This is a genomic window from Pseudomonas sp. W17 (genome assembly GCF_040268305.1).
GTDB lineage: Bacteria > Pseudomonadota > Gammaproteobacteria > Pseudomonadales > Pseudomonadaceae > Aquipseudomonas > Aquipseudomonas protegens.
Genome location: NZ_CP158490.1, coordinates 3,926,921 through 3,942,533, shown reverse-complemented (window position 1 = coordinate 3,942,533; position 15,613 = coordinate 3,926,921). Strand labels below are relative to the sequence as shown.

Genomic DNA, 15,613 nt, shown 5'->3' with positions numbered 1-15,613 from the left:
TGGTGCAGGAGCTGGCTTGCCAGCGAAGGCGTTTTCGAAGTCACCGCAAGGCTCACGGACCTCGTCGCCGGCAGCCGGCTCCTAGGTGCAGCGGATGTGCTCAGTTGCCGGTTTCGCTGCGTTTGCTGCTGATTTCCGCCGGCACATCGTCGCCGGCCATGCGCTTGCGGAACAGCGCGGCCCGCGCCAGCAGCAGGGTGGTCACCGGTACGGTGATGGACATCAGCACCGGGATCAGCCAGGCGTGCAGCACCGGCCCGGACTTGAGCGCGGAAAAGTACAGGATCGATGCCAGGGCCACGGCCCAGGAGCCCATGGTGGAGGCCAGGGCCGGCGGGTGCATGCGCTGGAAGTAGCTTTTCATGCGCAGGATGCCCAGGGCCCCGATCAGGGCAAACACACTGCTGATCACCAGCAACAGGGCCACCAGCACTTCCACCCAGAGTGGCAATTGTTCCAGGCTGTTCATTCGATCACCTCGCCACGCAGAAGGAATTTGGCCAGGGCGAAGGAGCCGACAAAGCCGAACAGGGCGATCAGCAGCGCCGCCTCGAAGTAGGTGTCACTGGCGTAGCGCACGCCCAGCACCAGCATCATCAGCATCGCCAGGATGTACAGGTAGTCCAGCGCCAGAACCCGGTCCTGGGCCGAGGGGCCCTTGAACAGGCGCACCAGGGTCAGGACCATGGCCAGGGAGAAAATGAACAGACTCAGCAAGATCGCGTTGGTCAGCAGGACACTCATTCGAAAATCTCCATCAGCGGGCGCTCGTACGTGGCCTTGAAGTGCTGGATGAATTGCGCCTCGTCCTTCAGGTCGAAGACGTGCAGCAACAGCAGACTGCGGTCCAGGGACAGCTCGGACCAGACCGTGCCCGGCACCACCGTGGTGATGGTGGACAGCGCCGCCAGGCCATTGGCATCCCGCAGGTCCAGGGGGATCTTGACGAAGGCCGAGTGCACCGGGCACCGGCCGTTGTTGAGCACGCCCCAGGCCACCAGCAGGTTGGACACCAGCACGTCGCGGCCCACCACCAGGAACAGGCGCAGGATGGTGCCCGGGCGGCGGATGCGGATCGGCAGGGGCCGCAGGGGCTGCATCAGCAGCGGCGCGAGAAAGCCCAGCAGGGCGCCCAGCAGCAGGTTGCCCGGGCTGAGGGACAGGTTCAGCACCAGCCAGAGCAGCCACAGTGCCAGGGACAGGAATGGCGCGGGGAACAGGCGCTTCATGGGTGCACCTCCACTGCCGCTGCGGTCTTGGATTCAGGGCTGAGCACGGTGCGGGTGCCCAGCACCGCCATCACGTAATGCTCCGGGTGGTTGAGGCTGTCGGCGGTGGCCTGGGTGAAGCGCAGCAACGGCTCGGCCTTGAAGCTGAGCAGCACGCAGAGCCCCAGCAGCGCCACGATCGGCAGGCACTCCAGGCGCCGCAGCACCGGCGAAGGGCGTTCCTCCGGGGTCCAGAAACGCTGCACACCCAGGCGGGCAAAGGCAATCAGCGAGGCCAGGCCCGAGAGGATCAACAGCGCCAGGAAGCACCAGGCCGCCGGGGTGATCGGCGCGCCCTCGCTGGCCCCCAGGCCCTCGGGGTTGAGCAGGGCGGCAATCAGGTTGAGCTTGCCGATGAAGCCCGATAGCGGCGGCATGCCGATGATCAGCAAGGCGCAGGCGATGAAGCTCAGGCCGAGGAAGGCCATGGTCCAGGGGATCACCTGGCCGACCACCACTTTCTGTTCATCGTCGAGGTTGCTGCCCCGTGGCGGGTGCAGCGACTCCATGGGCCGCGGCAGGATCTCGCCTTCATCCTCCAGGGGGATCTCGTTGGCCGAGCGCGAGCGCTCGATCAGTTCTGCCAGCAAAAACAGCGCGCACATCGCCAGGGTCGAGCTGAACAGGTAGAACAGCGCCGCGCCGGTAAGGGCCGGCTGGGCGAAGCCGATCACCGAGATCAGGATGCCGGCCGACACCAGGATGCTCAGGCTGGCCATGCGCTCCAGGCGCTGGGCCGGAAGAATCGCCAGGGCCGCGCAGAAGATCGTCGCCATGCCGCCGTACACCAGCCACTGGCTGCCGAAATAGGCCGAGGCCCCGGCTTGCCCGGAGAACAGTAGGGTCCACAGGCGCAGTACGGTGTACACACCGACTTTGGTCATGATGGCGAACAGTGCCGCCACCGGCGCGCTGGCCGAGGAGTAGGCGGGCACCAGCCAGAAGTTCAGTGGCCACATCCCGGCCTTGGCCAGGAAGGCGATCGCCAGGATCGCCGTACCGGCGTGCAGCAGGCCGCGGTCGGCTTCCGGCACCAGGGGGATCTTCATCGCCAGGTCGGCCATGTTCAGGGTCCCGGTGACCCCGTAGATCATCGCCGTGCCGATCAGGAACAGCGACGAGGCCAGCAGGTTGATGGTGATGTAGTGCAGCCCCGAAGACACCCGCGCGCGCCCCGAGCCGTGCAGCATCAGGCCGTAGGACGCCGCCAGCAGCACCTCGAAGAACACGAACAGGTTGAACAGGTCGGCGGTCAGGAAGGCCCCGTAGAGGCCCATCAGCTGGATCTGGAACAGGGCATGGAAACTGGCCCCGGCGCCGTCCCAGCGGGCCATGGCGAACAGCAGCGCGCTGACCCCGATGATACCGGTGAGCACCAGCATCAGCGCCGACAGGCGATCGACCACCAGCACGATGCCGAACGGCACCTGCCAGTTGCTGGGCAGGTACACGCCGAAGGAGCCGGTGGCGCCCTGGACCTGGGTCCAGTACAGCAGGTAGCCCGCCAGGCACAGGCCCAGCAGGGTGGAGAGCAGGTTGATCCGGGCTTTCAGCGGGCGATGCTTTTCCCCCAGCAGCAACATGATGCCCGCGGTCAGCAGCGGCAGGAGGATGGGGGCGACGATCAGGTGCGACAACGGATTCATTCCTTGGGCTCCCGGCCATCGACGTGGTCGGTGCCGGTCAGGCCCCGGGAAGCCAGGAGCACCACCAGAAACAGCGCAGTCATGGCGAAGCTGATGACGATGGCCGTGAGCACCAGCGCCTGGGGCAGCGGGTCGGTGTAGTGCAGCAGGTCCTGGGGCACCCCGTCCTTGACGATCGGCTCCTTGCCGATGAACAGGCTGCCCATGCTGAAGATGAACAGGTTGACCGCATAGGACAGCAGGCACAGGCCCATCACCACCTGGAAGGTCCGCGGGCGCAGCACCAGCCAGACTCCGGAAGCGGCGAGGACCCCAATGGCGATTGCGATGACTTCTTCCATCAGGCGGCTCCGTTCTGAGTCAGGGATTTGGCCTGGCTGGCCGGCTTGTGGGCCCGCACCGACTGGTGCGCCAGGGCCGTGAGGATCAGCAGGGTCGCACCCACCACCACGGCGTACACGCCGATGTCGAAGAACAGCGCGCTGGCGATGTGGATATCACCGAACAGCGGCAGGTCCACATGCAGCGTGTGGGTGGTCAGGAACGGGTAGCCCCAGGCCAGGGCGCCGAGGCCGGTGGCCAGGGCAACCAGCAGCCCGGTGCCCATCCAGCGCAGCGGCCGCAGGCTCATCTGGGCCTCGACCCACTGGGTGCCCGCCACCATGTACTGGAGGATGAAGGCTACCGACATCACCAGCCCGGCGACGAAACCGCCGCCCGGCAGGTTGTGCCCGCGCATGAACAGGTAGAAGGACACCACCAGGGCAATCGGCAGCAGCAGGCGCACCAGCACCGCCGGCACCATCATGAAGCCCAGGGCGGTGTCGCTGGCCTGGCGCGGGTTGACCAGGTCGGTGACCACGTCCGGGGCCAGCAGGCGCTGCTGCGCCGGCAACTGCATGCTTTCCTTGGGCGGGCGGAAGCGGCGCAGCAGGGCGAATACGGTCAGGGCCACCGCCGCCAGCACGGTGATCTCGCCCAGGGTGTCGAAGCTGCGGAAGTCCACCAGGGTCACGTTGACCACATTGGTGCCGCCGCCTTCGGGCAGGGCGCGGCTGAGGTAGAACGAGGAAATGTCGTTGGGGGTGGGGCGGGTCAGCATGGCGTAGGACAGCACTGCCATGCCCAGGCCCACGGCCACCGACAGGCTCAGGTCACGCAGGCGGCGGATGCGCGCCTTGGGCACGCTGCTGGGCAGGGGCGAGACGTCCTCGATCCGCCGTGGCAGCCAGCGCAGGCCGAGGAGGATCAGCACCGTGGTCACCACTTCCACCACCAGCTGGGTCAGGGCCAGGTCCGGCGCCGAGAACCAGACGAAGGTCACGCAGGTCATCAGCCCGCAGACGCTGACCATGGTCAGGGCGGCCAGACGGTGGTACTTGGCTTGCCAGGCGGCGCCCAGGGCGCAGGCGATGGCCAGCAGCCAGAAGGTCACGAAGACGATGGAACCGGGGATCTTCGGCCGGTCGCCCCAGGTCAGCTGGCTGTAGAGCATGGGGATCAGCCCGGCGATCACCGCCGCCAGGATCAGCACGAACAGCTGGGTCTGCAGGCGCTTGGTGCTCAACCGGCGTTCCAGGCGCCGGGCCAGGCGGGTCATGCCCACCAGGCTGCGCTCGAACAACAGCTTGCCGTTGAGACGGCCCACGCCCGGCGGGTAGGCGAAACGGCCCGCCACCAGCGGCTTGTGCAGCAGCAGGTAGAGGACGATGCCGCAGGACATGGCGATCAGGCTCATGATCATCGGGGCATTGAGGCCGTGCCAGATGGCCAGGCTGTACTCGGGCAGGGTTCCGCCCACCACCGGCAGCGCCGCGGCGGCCAGCAGCGGGCCGATGATCTGCGCCGGGAAGATCCCCACCAGCAGGCAGGTGAACACCAGCAGTTCAACCGGGGCACGCATCCAGCGCGGCGGCTCGTGGGGCGTGTGCGGCAGGTCGGTGGCCGGTTCGCCGAAGAACACGTCGACCGTGAAGCGCAGGGCGTAGGCGACGCTGAAGGTCCCGGCGATGGTAGCGATCACCGGCAGGGCGATTTCCACCCAGGCGCTGGAGTTGATGAACACCGTCTCGGCGAAGAACATCTCCTTGGACAGGAAGCCGTTGAGCAGCGGCACCCCGGCCATGGAGGCGCTGGCCACCATGGCCAGGGTCGCGGTGTAGGGCATCAGCTTGATCAGGCCGTTGAGCTTGCGGATGTCACGGCTGCCGCTTTCGTGGTCGATGATCCCGGCCGCCATGAACAGCGAGGCCTTGAACGTGGCGTGGTTGAGAATGTGGAACACCGCCGCCACCGCGGCCAGCGGGCTGTTCAGGCCCAGCAGCAGGGTGATCAGCCCCAGGTGGCTGATGGTGGAATAGGCCAGCAGGCCCTTGAGGTCGTTCTGGAACATCGCGCAGTAGGCGCCCAGCACCAGGGTGCAGGCCCCGGCGCCGCTGACGATGTAGAACCATTCTTCAGTGCCGGACAACGACGGCCACAGGCGGGCCAGGAGAAACACCCCGGCCTTGACCATGGTCGCCGAGTGCAGGTAGGCCGAGACCGGGGTCGGTGCGGCCATGGCGTGGGGTAGCCAGAAATGGAAGGGGAACTGCGCGCTCTTGCTCAGGGCGCCCAGCAGGATCAGGGGCAACAGGATCGGGTAGAGTGCGTGGGCGCGTATCTTGTCTCCGGCAGCCAGTACCTGGTCCAGGTCGTAGCTGCCCACCACATGGCCGAGCAGCATGACCCCGGCCAGCAGGCACAAGCCCCCGGCACCGGTGACCATCAACGCCATGTAGGCGCCGCGGCGGGCATCGGAGCGGTGGTGCCAGTAGCCGATCAGCAGGAAGGAGAAGAGGCTGGTGAGCTCCCAGAAGAACACGATCTGGATCAGGTTGCCGGAAATCACCAGGCCGAGCATGGCCCCCATGAAGGCCAGGAAGAAGGCGAAGAAACGCGGCACCGGATCTTGCGGCGACATGTAATAACGCGCGTAGAGCGCCACCAGGCTGCCGATGCCCAGCACCAGCAGCGAGAACAGCCAGGCGAAGCCGTCCAGGCGCAGCACGAAGTTCAGCCCCAGGCTCGGCAGCCAGGCATACTCCTCGCGAATCACCCCGCCATCGGCGATCTGTGGGTACAGCAGAGCCACCTGGATGGTGCCAATGAGTGCCACCAGGCCGGCCAGCAGAGATTCGGTGTTACGTGCGTTGTGCGGCAACAGGGCCGCCAGACAGCTGCCGATGAATGGCAGAAGCAGTAGAACTATCAGGGACATAGGCTTCTAATCTGCGGAAAAGTATGACGCATAATACGTGCCAGGCCCTGGATCACCAACCGCCATGCGCGGCCCGGGCCCCCTAAGAAATGTTACATACGCTTTCAAAGGTAGGAGACAAATGCCTGATGCGCCCGTTCACCGGGTGCTGTGGGGCAAATGCCCTGCCCAGCTCAAGCCGCCACAAGGATCGACAAGGGTGCACATGATTAAAGGATCGGCCTTGGGCCGGCTGTTTCGACGGGGCGCGTTCGCCGTGCTGTTCACCGCCTTTGGTGCGGCATCGGGCATTGGCCTGGAGCATTATCTGGACCGCCCCGACATGCTCAAGACCCGCCAGGCGCTGGTCATCGAAGGCCCGCAGGGGGATGAGCGCAACTATGTGTTGCCGCCGGGCACGGTGCTCTATTTCGACCGCGCCTTTGCCGAGGGGCATGCGCTCTACCACGCCTACTTCTACTATCACGGCGAGCCTGAAAATGACCGGGTACTGCTGGAGCCCAAGCACAAGGGCTCCCTGACCGTCCCCACCTGGCTCTATGCCCCCGGGGACCCCGCACTGTAGGCGCTGGCCTATCAGCGAGAGCGCCTGCAAGAGCACCTTCGCCGGCAAGCCGGCTCCTACAGTCCCCACCACTACCCCAGCCAGCCGTAGGCGCTGGCTTGCCAGCGAAAGGGCCCTCAAGAGCTCCCTCACCAGCAAGCCACCCCCCGCAGCGGGCCGTTGCTCAGGACTCCACCGCCTCGCCGCTCTGCTGTCCGGCTTCTGCCTTGGGCTTCCATTCGCTGATGATCACCGCCAGCACGATCAAGGCGCCGCCCAGCAACGCCAGCCCCGGCAGGCGCTCCCCGGCGATGCGCCCGACAATCCCGGCCCACACCGGCTCGCCGGCATAGATCAGGGTGGCGCGGGTCGGCGAGACGCTTTTCTGCGCCCAGTTCATTGCCAGCTGGATCACCGCGCTGGCAGCCCCCAGGCCCAGGGCGCTGGCCAGCAGCAGCCAGGAAAACCCCGGCAGCGCTTCCCCGGTCGGCCACACCATGGCGAACGCCAGCAGCGAGGTGACCGCCAGTTGCACCACGGTGACCCGGCGCACATCCACCCGCCCGCCGAAGCTGCTGATGAGGATGATCTCTGCGGCAATGGCCACGGTACTGATCAGGGTGGCGATCTCCCCGGGGCTGAAGTCCAGGGACGCGCCATTGGGCCCGGACAGCAGCATCAGCCCGGTGAACGCCAGCATGATGCCGATACTCGGCAGCAACCCCGGGCGCTTGCCCATGAACAGCCATTGCAGCAACGGCACGAAGGGCACATAAAGGGCGGTGATGAACGCCGACTGGCTGCTGGGAATGCTTTGCAGGCCCACGGTCTGCAAACCGTAGCCGAGCATGATCGCGGTACCGATAAAGGCCCCGGCGCGCAGTTCGAACAGGGTCAGGCCGCGCAAGTGGCGCAGTGAGAATGCACCGACCATGCAGGCCGCTGCGGCAAAGCGCAGGCCGACGAAGAACATCGGCCCGCTGACGCTCATGGCGTTCTGCACCAGCAGGAAGGTGCCGCCCCAGATCATGGTGATCAGCACCAGCACGGCTTCGGCCTTGCTCAACTTGAACTGGAATCCGCGGGAGGGCGTTGCTGTCATGGCCTTGCGTGCTACCTGAGGGGGACGCACAATGCGCCGGAAGTTGGGCAGTATACTGCGCAGGCCCCGGGAGTGAGCAATATAGTGCACAAAGAAAACGTCCAGCGGGCCTCGGTCCTGCAACATGTCAGCCTCAACGTCCGCCGCCTGCGCAATGCCGCGGGCTTGAGCCAGAGCGCCCTGGCGGAAAAATCCAATGTCAGCCGGCGGATGCTGGTGGCGATAGAGGCGGGGGAGAAGAACGTCAGCCTCGGCACCCTGGACCGGGTGGCCGAAGCCCTGGACGTGGCCTTCAGCGACCTGATCCAGGCCCCGGAATCCCGGGATTCGAGCCGCATCAACGAGCTGGCCTGGGCCGGTGCTATCCCCGGCAGCAAGGCGCTGCTCCTGGCCAAGGCCGAGGCCACCCGTGAAGTGGAGCTTTGGGAATGGCAGCTGGAGCCTGGCGAGGTCTATCACTCGGAGTGCGACGCCGAGGGCTGGAGCGAGCAGATCTACGTCTTCGAAGGCTGCCTGACGGTGTTCTTCGGCGACACTGAACGGCGCCTGGAATGCGGTGACTTCTTCATGTTCGCCAGCCACGTGCCCCACGGCTACCGCAACGACGGCACCCGGGCCACGCGCTTCGTGCGCAACGTGGTGATCTGACGCCCCTTGGCCCGGCAAGCGCTGTTTGCCCAGCAACAGCAGTTGGACATTTTGCCTGTTTTCAGTTGATGTCTTTTAGCTGAATTATCAAGCAAGCTACTGATATTAAAGGATTTTATATTTAGGCACGACTTCTGCAATTGTCCTGGAAAGAACCCCGCGACGGGTGTTCATCTTGATGTTCAGGAAGCGGAGTCGGCCCATGACAGCCCCAGCCCAACCCTCTCGCAGTGCCCATCTCATCCAGACCGATGCGCAAGCCATCAGCGTGGCCCGGGCCCTGGCCCAGCGCTTTGCCGTGGAGGCGGCGCTGCGTGATCGCGAGCGGCGCCTGCCCCGGGCTGAGCTCGACGAATTTTCCGCCAGCGGCCTGTGGGGCATCACCATCCCCAAAGAGTACGGCGGTGCCGGGGTGTCCTATGCCACCCTGGTGGAAGTTATCAAGCTCATTTCCGCCGCCGACCCGTCTCTCGGCCAGTTACCGCAGAACCACCTGGGGGTGGTGGACATCCTGCTGCAGACCGCCAGCGAAGAGCAGAAGCGCCATTACTTCGCCAAGGTGTTGCAGGGCTACCGCTTCGGCAATGCGTTTTCCGAAGCCGGCAGCAAGCACGTCGGCGCCTTTGAAACCCAGATCCGTTTCGACGGCGAACAGGCGCAGATCGACGGCGAGAAGTTCTACTGCACCGGGGCGCTGTTCGCCCACATCGTCCCGGCGGTGGCGGTGGACGAACACAACCAGGCGCACATTGCCTTTATCGAGCGCGACAACCCTGGCCTCACGGTGATCGACAGCTGGGACGGCTTCGGCCAGCGCACCACCGCCAGCGGCGGGGTCAGCCTCAAGGCGGTGCGGGTGCCGCGCAGCGCGGTGATCCCGGCCCATCGGGCCTTCGACCAGCCCACCGCCGATGGCCCGATCTCGCAAATCATCCAGGCCGCGGTGGACACCGGCATCGCCGTCGCCGCCCTGGAAGACGCCAAGCACCATGCCCGGCAATCCCGGCCGTGGATCGACAGCGGCCTGGACCATGGCTGGCAGGACCCGTTCACCATCGCCGCCATCGGCGACCTGGAATGGCGGGTGCACGGCACCGAGGCGATCCTCGCCAAGGCCGCCGAGGCGGTCGATCAGGCCCTGGCCCAGCCCGGTGAAGACAGCGTCGCCCAGGCCTCCCTGGTGGTGGCCCAGGCCAAGGTGCTGTCGGCGGAGAGTGCCTTGCTCGCCGCCAGCAAACTCTTCGAACTGGCCGGCACCCGTTCGGTGTCGGGCAAGTACAACCTCGACCGCCACTGGCGCAACGCCCGCACCCACACCCTGCACGATCCGGCGCGCTGGAAATATCACCTGATCGGCAACTACCTGCTCAACGGCATCAAGCCGGCCCGCCACGCCTGGAACTGAAGGACTGCGCCATGAATGCACTGACCCGCCCCGACACCCCCCAAGCGGCCCTGGAACACAACGCCCAGGTCCTGCAGCGGGCCCGCGTCCTGCTGCAGCAAACCCTGGATTTCATCCGCGAGCAGGCCCGGCCCTGGAGCGGCAGCGGCCTGGCCAGGGCCAGCGACGACCCCTATGTGATCAGCCGCTTTGGCGACCTGAACATTCGTATCGACCTGGCCGCGGCCCTGCAGGAGCGGGCCCAGCGCCAGATAGAACAAGAGCCGGACCCGGCGGAAGTTGCGGTGGCCCTGGCCGAGGCGGCAATTGCCGCGGGCCAGGCGCTGCTGGCGGCCAGCGACGCCGAGTTCGAACTCACCGGTCAGCGCAGCCCGCAGCCCCAGACGCTGGATGACCCGCTGCGCTGGAAATACCAACTGATCGGCAACTACCGCCTCAATGGCGTGCCACCCCAAGGTTTCAGGAGTGTTGTGTGATGTCCCGTGAAATCCGCCTCAATGCCTTCGACATGAACTGTGTCGGTCACCAGTCGCCGGGCCTCTGGGCCCACCCCCGGGACCGCTCCTGGCAGTACAAGGACCTGGAGTACTGGACCGACCTGGCGAAAATTCTTGAAAAGGGCAAGTTCGACGGGTTGTTCATCGCCGATGTGCTGGGCATCTACGACGTCTACAACGGCAACGGCGAGGCAGCGATCCGCCAGGCCGCCCAGGTCCCGGTGAACGATCCGCTGCAGCTGATCCCGCCCATGGCCCTGGTCACCGAGCACCTGGGCTTCGGCCTCACCGCGTCGCTGTCCTTCGAGCACCCGTACCCCTTCGCCCGGCGCCTTTCCACCCTCGATCACCTGACGAAGGGCCGCGCCGGCTGGAACATCGTCACCTCCTATCTGGAGAGCGGGGCCAAGAACATCGGGCAGCAGGCCCAGACCGAACACGACGCTCGCTACGACTACGCCGAGGAGTATCTGGAGGTCTGCTACAAGCTCTGGGAAGGCAGTTGGGAAGACGGCGCGATCCTGCGCGACCGCGAGCGACGGATCTTCAGCGACCCGAGCAAGATCCACGAGATCCGCCATGTCGGCAAACATTTCCAGGTGCCGGGCATCCACCTCTGCGAGCCGTCGCCGCAACGTACCCCGGTGCTCTACCAGGCCGGGGCGTCCAGCCGGGGCAAGCAGTTCGCCGCCGAGCAGGCCGAATGCGTGTTCGTCGCCGCGCCGTCCAAGGTGCTGCTGAAAAAGACCGTGGCCGACATCCGCCGCCGGGCCGCCGAGGCCGGGCGCGATCCGTCGAAGATCCTGATCTTCAATCTGCAGACGGTGATCCTGGGTGAGACCGACGCCAAGGCCAAGGCCAAGTTCGAGGAATACAAATCCTGGGTCAGCTACGAGGGCGCCATGGCGCTGATTTCCGGCTGGACCGGCATCGACTTCAGCCGCTTCAAGCCCGACGAGCCCCTCAAGCACGTGCACACCAACGCCATCCAGTCGGCGGTGGAAGCCTTCTCCACGGCAGACCCGAACAAGGTCTGGACACCCCATGAACTGGCGGACTGGGTGGGCATCGGCGGCTTTGGCCCGTTGTTCGTCGGTAGCCCGGAAACCGTCGCCGACCTGCTTCAGGAATGGGTGGAAGAGACCGACGTCGACGGCTTCAACCTGGCGTATGCGCTGACCCACGAAAGCTTTATCGACGCCGTGGAACTGCTGGTGCCGGAGTTGCAGAAACGTGGCGTCTACAAGACCGAATACGCCCCGGGTACCCTGCGGGAAAAACTCTTCGGCGCCGGCCCGCGCCTGCCCGAAAGCCACCCGGGCAGCGCCTGGCGCAACCTGGGCGGGCAACGCCAAACAGCCGCGCAACGTGCCAGCGCCTGAACCCCGCGTCCTGTAGGAGCTGGCTCGCCAGCGAAGGGGCCCACGCCTTCGCCGGCAAGCCGGCTCCTACAAGCGAAAAGGCCCACAAGGCCCCCCGTTCATTTCCAGCCAGCGGACCACCGCACGCGATTGCCAAGAGATCGAGGTCAACTCATGAGCGTGCATGAACTCAAGCGTGCGCCGAGCGCGGATTCGCCAGCGCCCCAGGCCCGGCTGCAGTTGAGCGGGGCCCTGGAGCGGTTGCGCCACTGGGCCCAGGTCAGCCCGTTGCACAACGCCTTGCGCCACAAGCGCCACGGCCACTGGTACGCCTGGCGCTGGATCGACGCCCTGCGGGACGTCGAGCGCCTGGCCGACGGCCTGCGCCAGCAGGGCCTGACCCCGGATTCGCGGTTGGCAGTCAGCGCCCGCTTCGAACCGGACCTGCTCCTGCTGGCCCTGGCGGCCCACAGCCTTGGCGCCGAGGTGCTGAGCCTGGACGACGAGCTGCCGCCCCAAGCCCTGCGCCAGACCCTGTGGCGCCTGCAACCGAGCCACGCCTTCGTGCATTCGCGCCAGCAGGTGCTGGATTGGGTCGCCGCCAGTGAAAACGCTCTGGCCCCGCAGTTGCTGATTGCCGGGCAAGCCTTGCCGCGCCTGCCGGAAGGCGCGCATCTGCCCCTGCTGGAATTGCGCGAGCTGCTGGGCCGGGGCGAGCCACCCCGGCGCCAGGCCAATTGGCGCGCCCCGGTCGGCAGCGGCCAATTGTGGAGCGAGGAGGGCACGCAATGGCAGGAGGGCCTGACGGTGCTGCTGGAGCAATGGCTGGGCAGTGGCCAGTGCCTGGCCTTCGCCGAAAGCCGCGGCTCGACCAGCCGCGACCGGCGGGAGGTGGCCCCCAGCGGCCTGCTGCTGTCGCCCCAGCGCCTGCAACGCCTGGCGGACGAGATCGAGAGCCGCCTGGCGCCCCCCGATAGCTGGCGCCGACGCCTGTGCGAGTGGGCCTTGGCCCATCCCCAGGGCCTGTTGGCGCGCCTGCTCAAGCATCGGGTGCGCCGCCTGCTGGGCTTTGCTCGCCTGCAATTCATCTGGCAGGCCCCCCAGGCCACGACGCCACCGGCCACCCCGGCCTGGATCGTCGAATTCACACGGAACATTGCATGAGCCACGTCGAATCCATTTTGCAAGTCAGTGACATCTCTCTGTCGTTCAAGGGGGTCAAGGCCATCAATCAACTGTCGTTCGAGGTGCGCCGGGGCGAGATCTGTGCCCTGATCGGCCCCAATGGCGCGGGCAAGAGTTCGCTGCTCAACGTGCTCAACGGGGTCTATCGCTTTGACGCCGGGAGCATCGTGTTCGAGCGCCAGCCGTTGCAGCGCATCGACCCGCTGGACGCCGCGCGCCGGGGCATCGGCCGCACGTTCCAGAACAACGCGCTGTTCAAGAAGATGAGCGTGCTGGACAACCTGCTCACCGGCCTTTCGCGCCACTCCCGCGCGCGCTTCATCGAACAGGCCCTGGGCTTGCCCCGGGCCCGCCGTGAAGCCCGGGCATTCCGCCAGCTGGCCGAAGGCATCCTGCAGTTTCTGGAATTGCAGGCATTGCGCGATGTGCCGGTGGGCAACCTGGCCTATGGCCTGCAAAAGCGCGTCGAGTTGGGCAGGGCGCTGATCGCCGGGCCCAGCCTGTTGCTGCTGGACGAACCCCTGGCCGGAATGAATGCCGAGGAGAAGCAGGAAATGGCCCGCTTCATCGCCGACATCAACCGTGACCTGGGCACCACCGTGGTGCTGATCGAGCACGACATGGCGGTGGTCATGGACCTGTGCGACCACGTGGTGGTGCTCGACTACGGACGCAAGGTGGGCGATGGCACACCGGCCGAGGTCCAGGCCAACCCCGAGGTGATCGCCGCTTACCTGGGGGCCGTGCACTGATGGCATTCTTCTTCGAAACCCTGCTCGGCGGTCTGCTGGCCGGCACCCTGTATTCACTGGTGGCCATCGGCTTCGTGCTGATCTACAAGGCCAGTGGCGTGTTCAATTTCGCCCAGGGCTCGATGCTGCTGTTCGCCGCGCTGACCTTCGTCAGCCTGCACGAGCAGGGCGTGCCTTTCGCCCTGGCACTGTTGCTGACGGTGCTGGTGATGATCCTCGGCGCCTGGCTGATCGAACGCCTGGTGCTGCGACCCTTGGTCAACCGTTCGCCGATCACCCTGTTCATGGCCACCCTGGGCCTGTCGTTCATCATCGAGGGCCTGGCCCAGGGCCTGATGGGCTCCCAGGTGCGGGCCCTGGACCTGGGCATCGACGATGTGCCGCTGTTCCTCGGGCCGCTGATGGTCAGCCAGTTCGACCTGATTGCCGCGGCCACCGCCCTGGTGCTGGTGACGGTGCTGGCGCTGCTGTTCAACAAGACCCGCATCGGCATCTCGCTGCGGGCGGTGGCCGACGACACCACGGCGGCGCTGTCCATCGGCATCAACCTCAACCGCATCTGGCAGATCGTCTGGGCGGTGGCCGGGGTGGTGGGGCTGGTGGCCGGGCTGCTCTGGGGGGCACGCCAGGGGGTGCAGTTCTCTCTATCGCTGGTGGTGCTCAAGGCGCTGCCGGTGCTGATCATCGGCGGCTTCACCTCGATTGGCGGGGCGATTGCCGGCGGCCTGATCGTCGGCGCCGCCGAAAACCTGGCGGAGGTCTATATCGGCCCGCTGATTGGCGGCGGCATCAGTCCCTGGTTCGCCTATGTCCTGGCCCTGGCCTTCCTCTACATCCGCCCCGCCGGCCTGTTCGGCGAGCGGGCCATCGAGCGAGTGTGAATTGATGTCCCTTCTTCTGACGCGGCAAACCGCCCCCTTGCTGCTGGTCCAGCGCCGCCTGCCCTGGGGCCTGGCCGGCCTGTTGCTGCTGGCCTTCGGCGTGGTGCCGGTGCTGGGCAACGACTATTGGCTCAACGCGATCCTGATTCCGTTCCTGGTGCTGTCCCTGGCCGGGCTCGGGCTCAACCTGCTGACCGGCTACACCGGCCAGACCTCGGTGGGCGCCGCCGGCTTCATGGCCGTGGGGGCCTTTGCCACCTACGGTATTCTGCTGCGCCTGCCGCAGCTGGGGCTGCCCCTGGCCCTGCTCGGCGGCGGCCTGATCAGCGCCCTGGTGGGCTGGCTGTTCGGCCTGCCCAGCTCGCGGATCAAGGGTTTCTACCTGATGGTCAGCACCCTGGCGGCGCAGTTCTTCCTGGAGTGGCTGTTCGTCAAGTTTCCCTGGTTCTACAACTACGGTTCCTCGGGCACCATTTCGGCGCCGCAGTTGAGCCTGCTGGGCCATGACCTGAACCACCCCCAGGGGCGCTACCTGCTGACCCTGGTGACGGTGCTGCTGTTGACCTGGGTCGCGCAGAACCTGGTGCACAGCCAGGTCGGGCGCAACTGGATGGCGATCCGCGACATGGACACCGCCGCCGCGGTGATCGGCATCCCGGTGGCCCGCTACAAACGCCAGGCGTTTGCCGTCAGCTCGTTCTACCTGGGCATCGCCGGTGCGTTGTGGGCCTTCGCCTACCTGGGTACCGCCAGCGCCAGCAGCTTCGATATCAATCGTTCGTTCCAGATCCTCTTCATCATCATTATCGGCGGCATGGGCAGCGTGGCCGGCAACTTCGTCGGCGCGGCCTTCATCAGCCTGTTGCCGATTCTCCTCAGCCATGCCGGGCAGGCACTGCTGGGCGGGGCGGTGGACGCCGGGCAGTTGCAGAACCTGCAGAAAATCATTTTCGGCGTGCTGATCATCCTGTTCCTGATCAAGGAACCCGAGGGCCTGATCCGCTTGCTGGGCAACCTGCGCGAGCGCCTGCGGCACTGGCCGCTGCGCTTCTGAATTCCTCCTCC

The 15,613-nt window shown here is 66.2% G+C and carries 16 protein-coding genes; 9 read left to right on the top strand and 7 right to left on the bottom strand.

Translation table 11 applies throughout. The features are described 5' to 3' along the window. Positions 1-100 precede the first annotated feature (100 nt). From ABCR88_RS18075 to ABCR88_RS18050, 6 genes are read right to left on the bottom strand one after another with little or no spacing between them, the layout of a single operon-like run. On the bottom strand, positions 101-469 hold the full coding sequence (locus ABCR88_RS18075; protein WP_011060902.1) for a Na+/H+ antiporter subunit G: 369 nt from the start codon (positions 467-469) through the stop codon (positions 101-103). Beyond that, a complete protein-coding gene (locus tag ABCR88_RS18070; protein WP_011060903.1) occupies positions 466-744 on the bottom strand; it encodes a K+/H+ antiporter subunit F in 279 nt (92 codons plus the stop codon). Before ABCR88_RS18070 ends, ABCR88_RS18075 begins: the two co-directional genes overlap by 4 nt. Then, positions 741-1,229, bottom strand: a complete 489-nt coding sequence (locus ABCR88_RS18065) for a Na+/H+ antiporter subunit E (RefSeq protein WP_350024018.1) — start codon at positions 1,227-1,229, stop codon at positions 741-743. The genes ABCR88_RS18070 and ABCR88_RS18065 overlap by 4 nt, the downstream gene beginning before the upstream one ends. Beyond that, entirely contained in the window at positions 1,226-2,914 is a 1,689-nt protein-coding gene (locus tag ABCR88_RS18060; RefSeq protein WP_015635327.1) for a monovalent cation/H+ antiporter subunit D, read from the bottom strand. The genes ABCR88_RS18065 and ABCR88_RS18060 overlap by 4 nt, the downstream gene beginning before the upstream one ends. Further along, positions 2,911-3,255 (bottom strand): Na+/H+ antiporter subunit C, encoded by a 345-nt coding sequence (locus ABCR88_RS18055; RefSeq protein WP_011060906.1) that lies wholly within the window; start codon positions 3,253-3,255, stop codon positions 2,911-2,913. Before ABCR88_RS18055 ends, ABCR88_RS18060 begins: the two co-directional genes overlap by 4 nt. Then, positions 3,255-6,173 carry a monovalent cation/H+ antiporter subunit A gene (locus ABCR88_RS18050; protein ID WP_011060907.1) on the bottom strand — a complete coding sequence of 973 codons (2,919 nt, stop codon included), beginning with the start codon at positions 6,171-6,173 and terminating at the stop codon, positions 3,255-3,257. The genes ABCR88_RS18055 and ABCR88_RS18050 overlap by 1 nt, the downstream gene beginning before the upstream one ends. Before the next feature lie 205 nt (positions 6,174-6,378). Between ABCR88_RS18050 and ABCR88_RS18045 the strand changes: the two genes are divergently transcribed. Continuing rightward, a complete protein-coding gene (locus ABCR88_RS18045) occupies positions 6,379-6,738 on the top strand; it encodes a hypothetical protein (RefSeq protein WP_169891825.1) in 360 nt (119 codons plus the stop codon). Between the two features lie 163 nt (positions 6,739-6,901). Here ABCR88_RS18045 and ABCR88_RS18040 read toward each other — a convergent pair whose 3' ends face one another. After that, positions 6,902-7,909: a DMT family transporter gene (locus ABCR88_RS18040; protein WP_015635330.1), complete on the bottom strand. Its 1,008-nt coding sequence runs from the start codon at positions 7,907-7,909 to the stop codon at positions 6,902-6,904. Between ABCR88_RS18040 and ABCR88_RS18035 the strand changes: the two genes are divergently transcribed. From ABCR88_RS18035 to ABCR88_RS18000, 8 genes are all read left to right on the top strand, one after another. Next, the gene (locus tag ABCR88_RS18035; RefSeq protein ID WP_011060910.1) at positions 7,904-8,467 is read left to right on the top strand and encodes an XRE family transcriptional regulator; all 564 of its coding nucleotides are present in this window, start codon (positions 7,904-7,906) and stop codon (positions 8,465-8,467) included. The two genes, ABCR88_RS18040 and ABCR88_RS18035, sit on opposite strands and share 6 nt — an antisense overlap. A 202-nt stretch (positions 8,468-8,669) precedes the next feature. Further along, the gene (locus tag ABCR88_RS18030) at positions 8,670-9,872 is read left to right on the top strand and encodes an SfnB family sulfur acquisition oxidoreductase (RefSeq protein WP_041117776.1); all 1,203 of its coding nucleotides are present in this window, start codon (positions 8,670-8,672) and stop codon (positions 9,870-9,872) included. 11 nt (positions 9,873-9,883) lie between these two features. After that, the gene (locus tag ABCR88_RS18025) at positions 9,884-10,348 is read left to right on the top strand and encodes an acyl-CoA dehydrogenase (RefSeq protein ID WP_011060912.1); all 465 of its coding nucleotides are present in this window, start codon (positions 9,884-9,886) and stop codon (positions 10,346-10,348) included. Further along, positions 10,348-11,751 carry an LLM class flavin-dependent oxidoreductase gene (locus tag ABCR88_RS18020; RefSeq protein ID WP_011060913.1) on the top strand — a complete coding sequence of 468 codons (1,404 nt, stop codon included), beginning with the start codon at positions 10,348-10,350 and terminating at the stop codon, positions 11,749-11,751. The genes ABCR88_RS18025 and ABCR88_RS18020 overlap by 1 nt, the downstream gene beginning before the upstream one ends. Before the next feature lie 153 nt (positions 11,752-11,904). Continuing rightward, complete coding sequence (locus tag ABCR88_RS18015) at positions 11,905-12,894, top strand: AMP-binding protein (protein WP_041117778.1); 990 nt, start codon at positions 11,905-11,907, stop codon at positions 12,892-12,894. Continuing rightward, a complete protein-coding gene (locus ABCR88_RS18010; RefSeq protein ID WP_350402934.1) occupies positions 12,891-13,667 on the top strand; it encodes an ABC transporter ATP-binding protein in 777 nt (258 codons plus the stop codon). The genes ABCR88_RS18015 and ABCR88_RS18010 overlap by 4 nt, the downstream gene beginning before the upstream one ends. Beyond that, positions 13,667-14,548 carry a branched-chain amino acid ABC transporter permease gene (locus ABCR88_RS18005; RefSeq protein ID WP_011060916.1) on the top strand — a complete coding sequence of 294 codons (882 nt, stop codon included), beginning with the start codon at positions 13,667-13,669 and terminating at the stop codon, positions 14,546-14,548. Before ABCR88_RS18010 ends, ABCR88_RS18005 begins: the two co-directional genes overlap by 1 nt. Positions 14,549-14,552: 4 nt before the next feature. Continuing rightward, the gene (locus tag ABCR88_RS18000; RefSeq protein WP_047336614.1) at positions 14,553-15,602 is read left to right on the top strand and encodes a branched-chain amino acid ABC transporter permease; all 1,050 of its coding nucleotides are present in this window, start codon (positions 14,553-14,555) and stop codon (positions 15,600-15,602) included. The last annotated feature ends 11 nt before the right edge of the window (positions 15,603-15,613 follow it).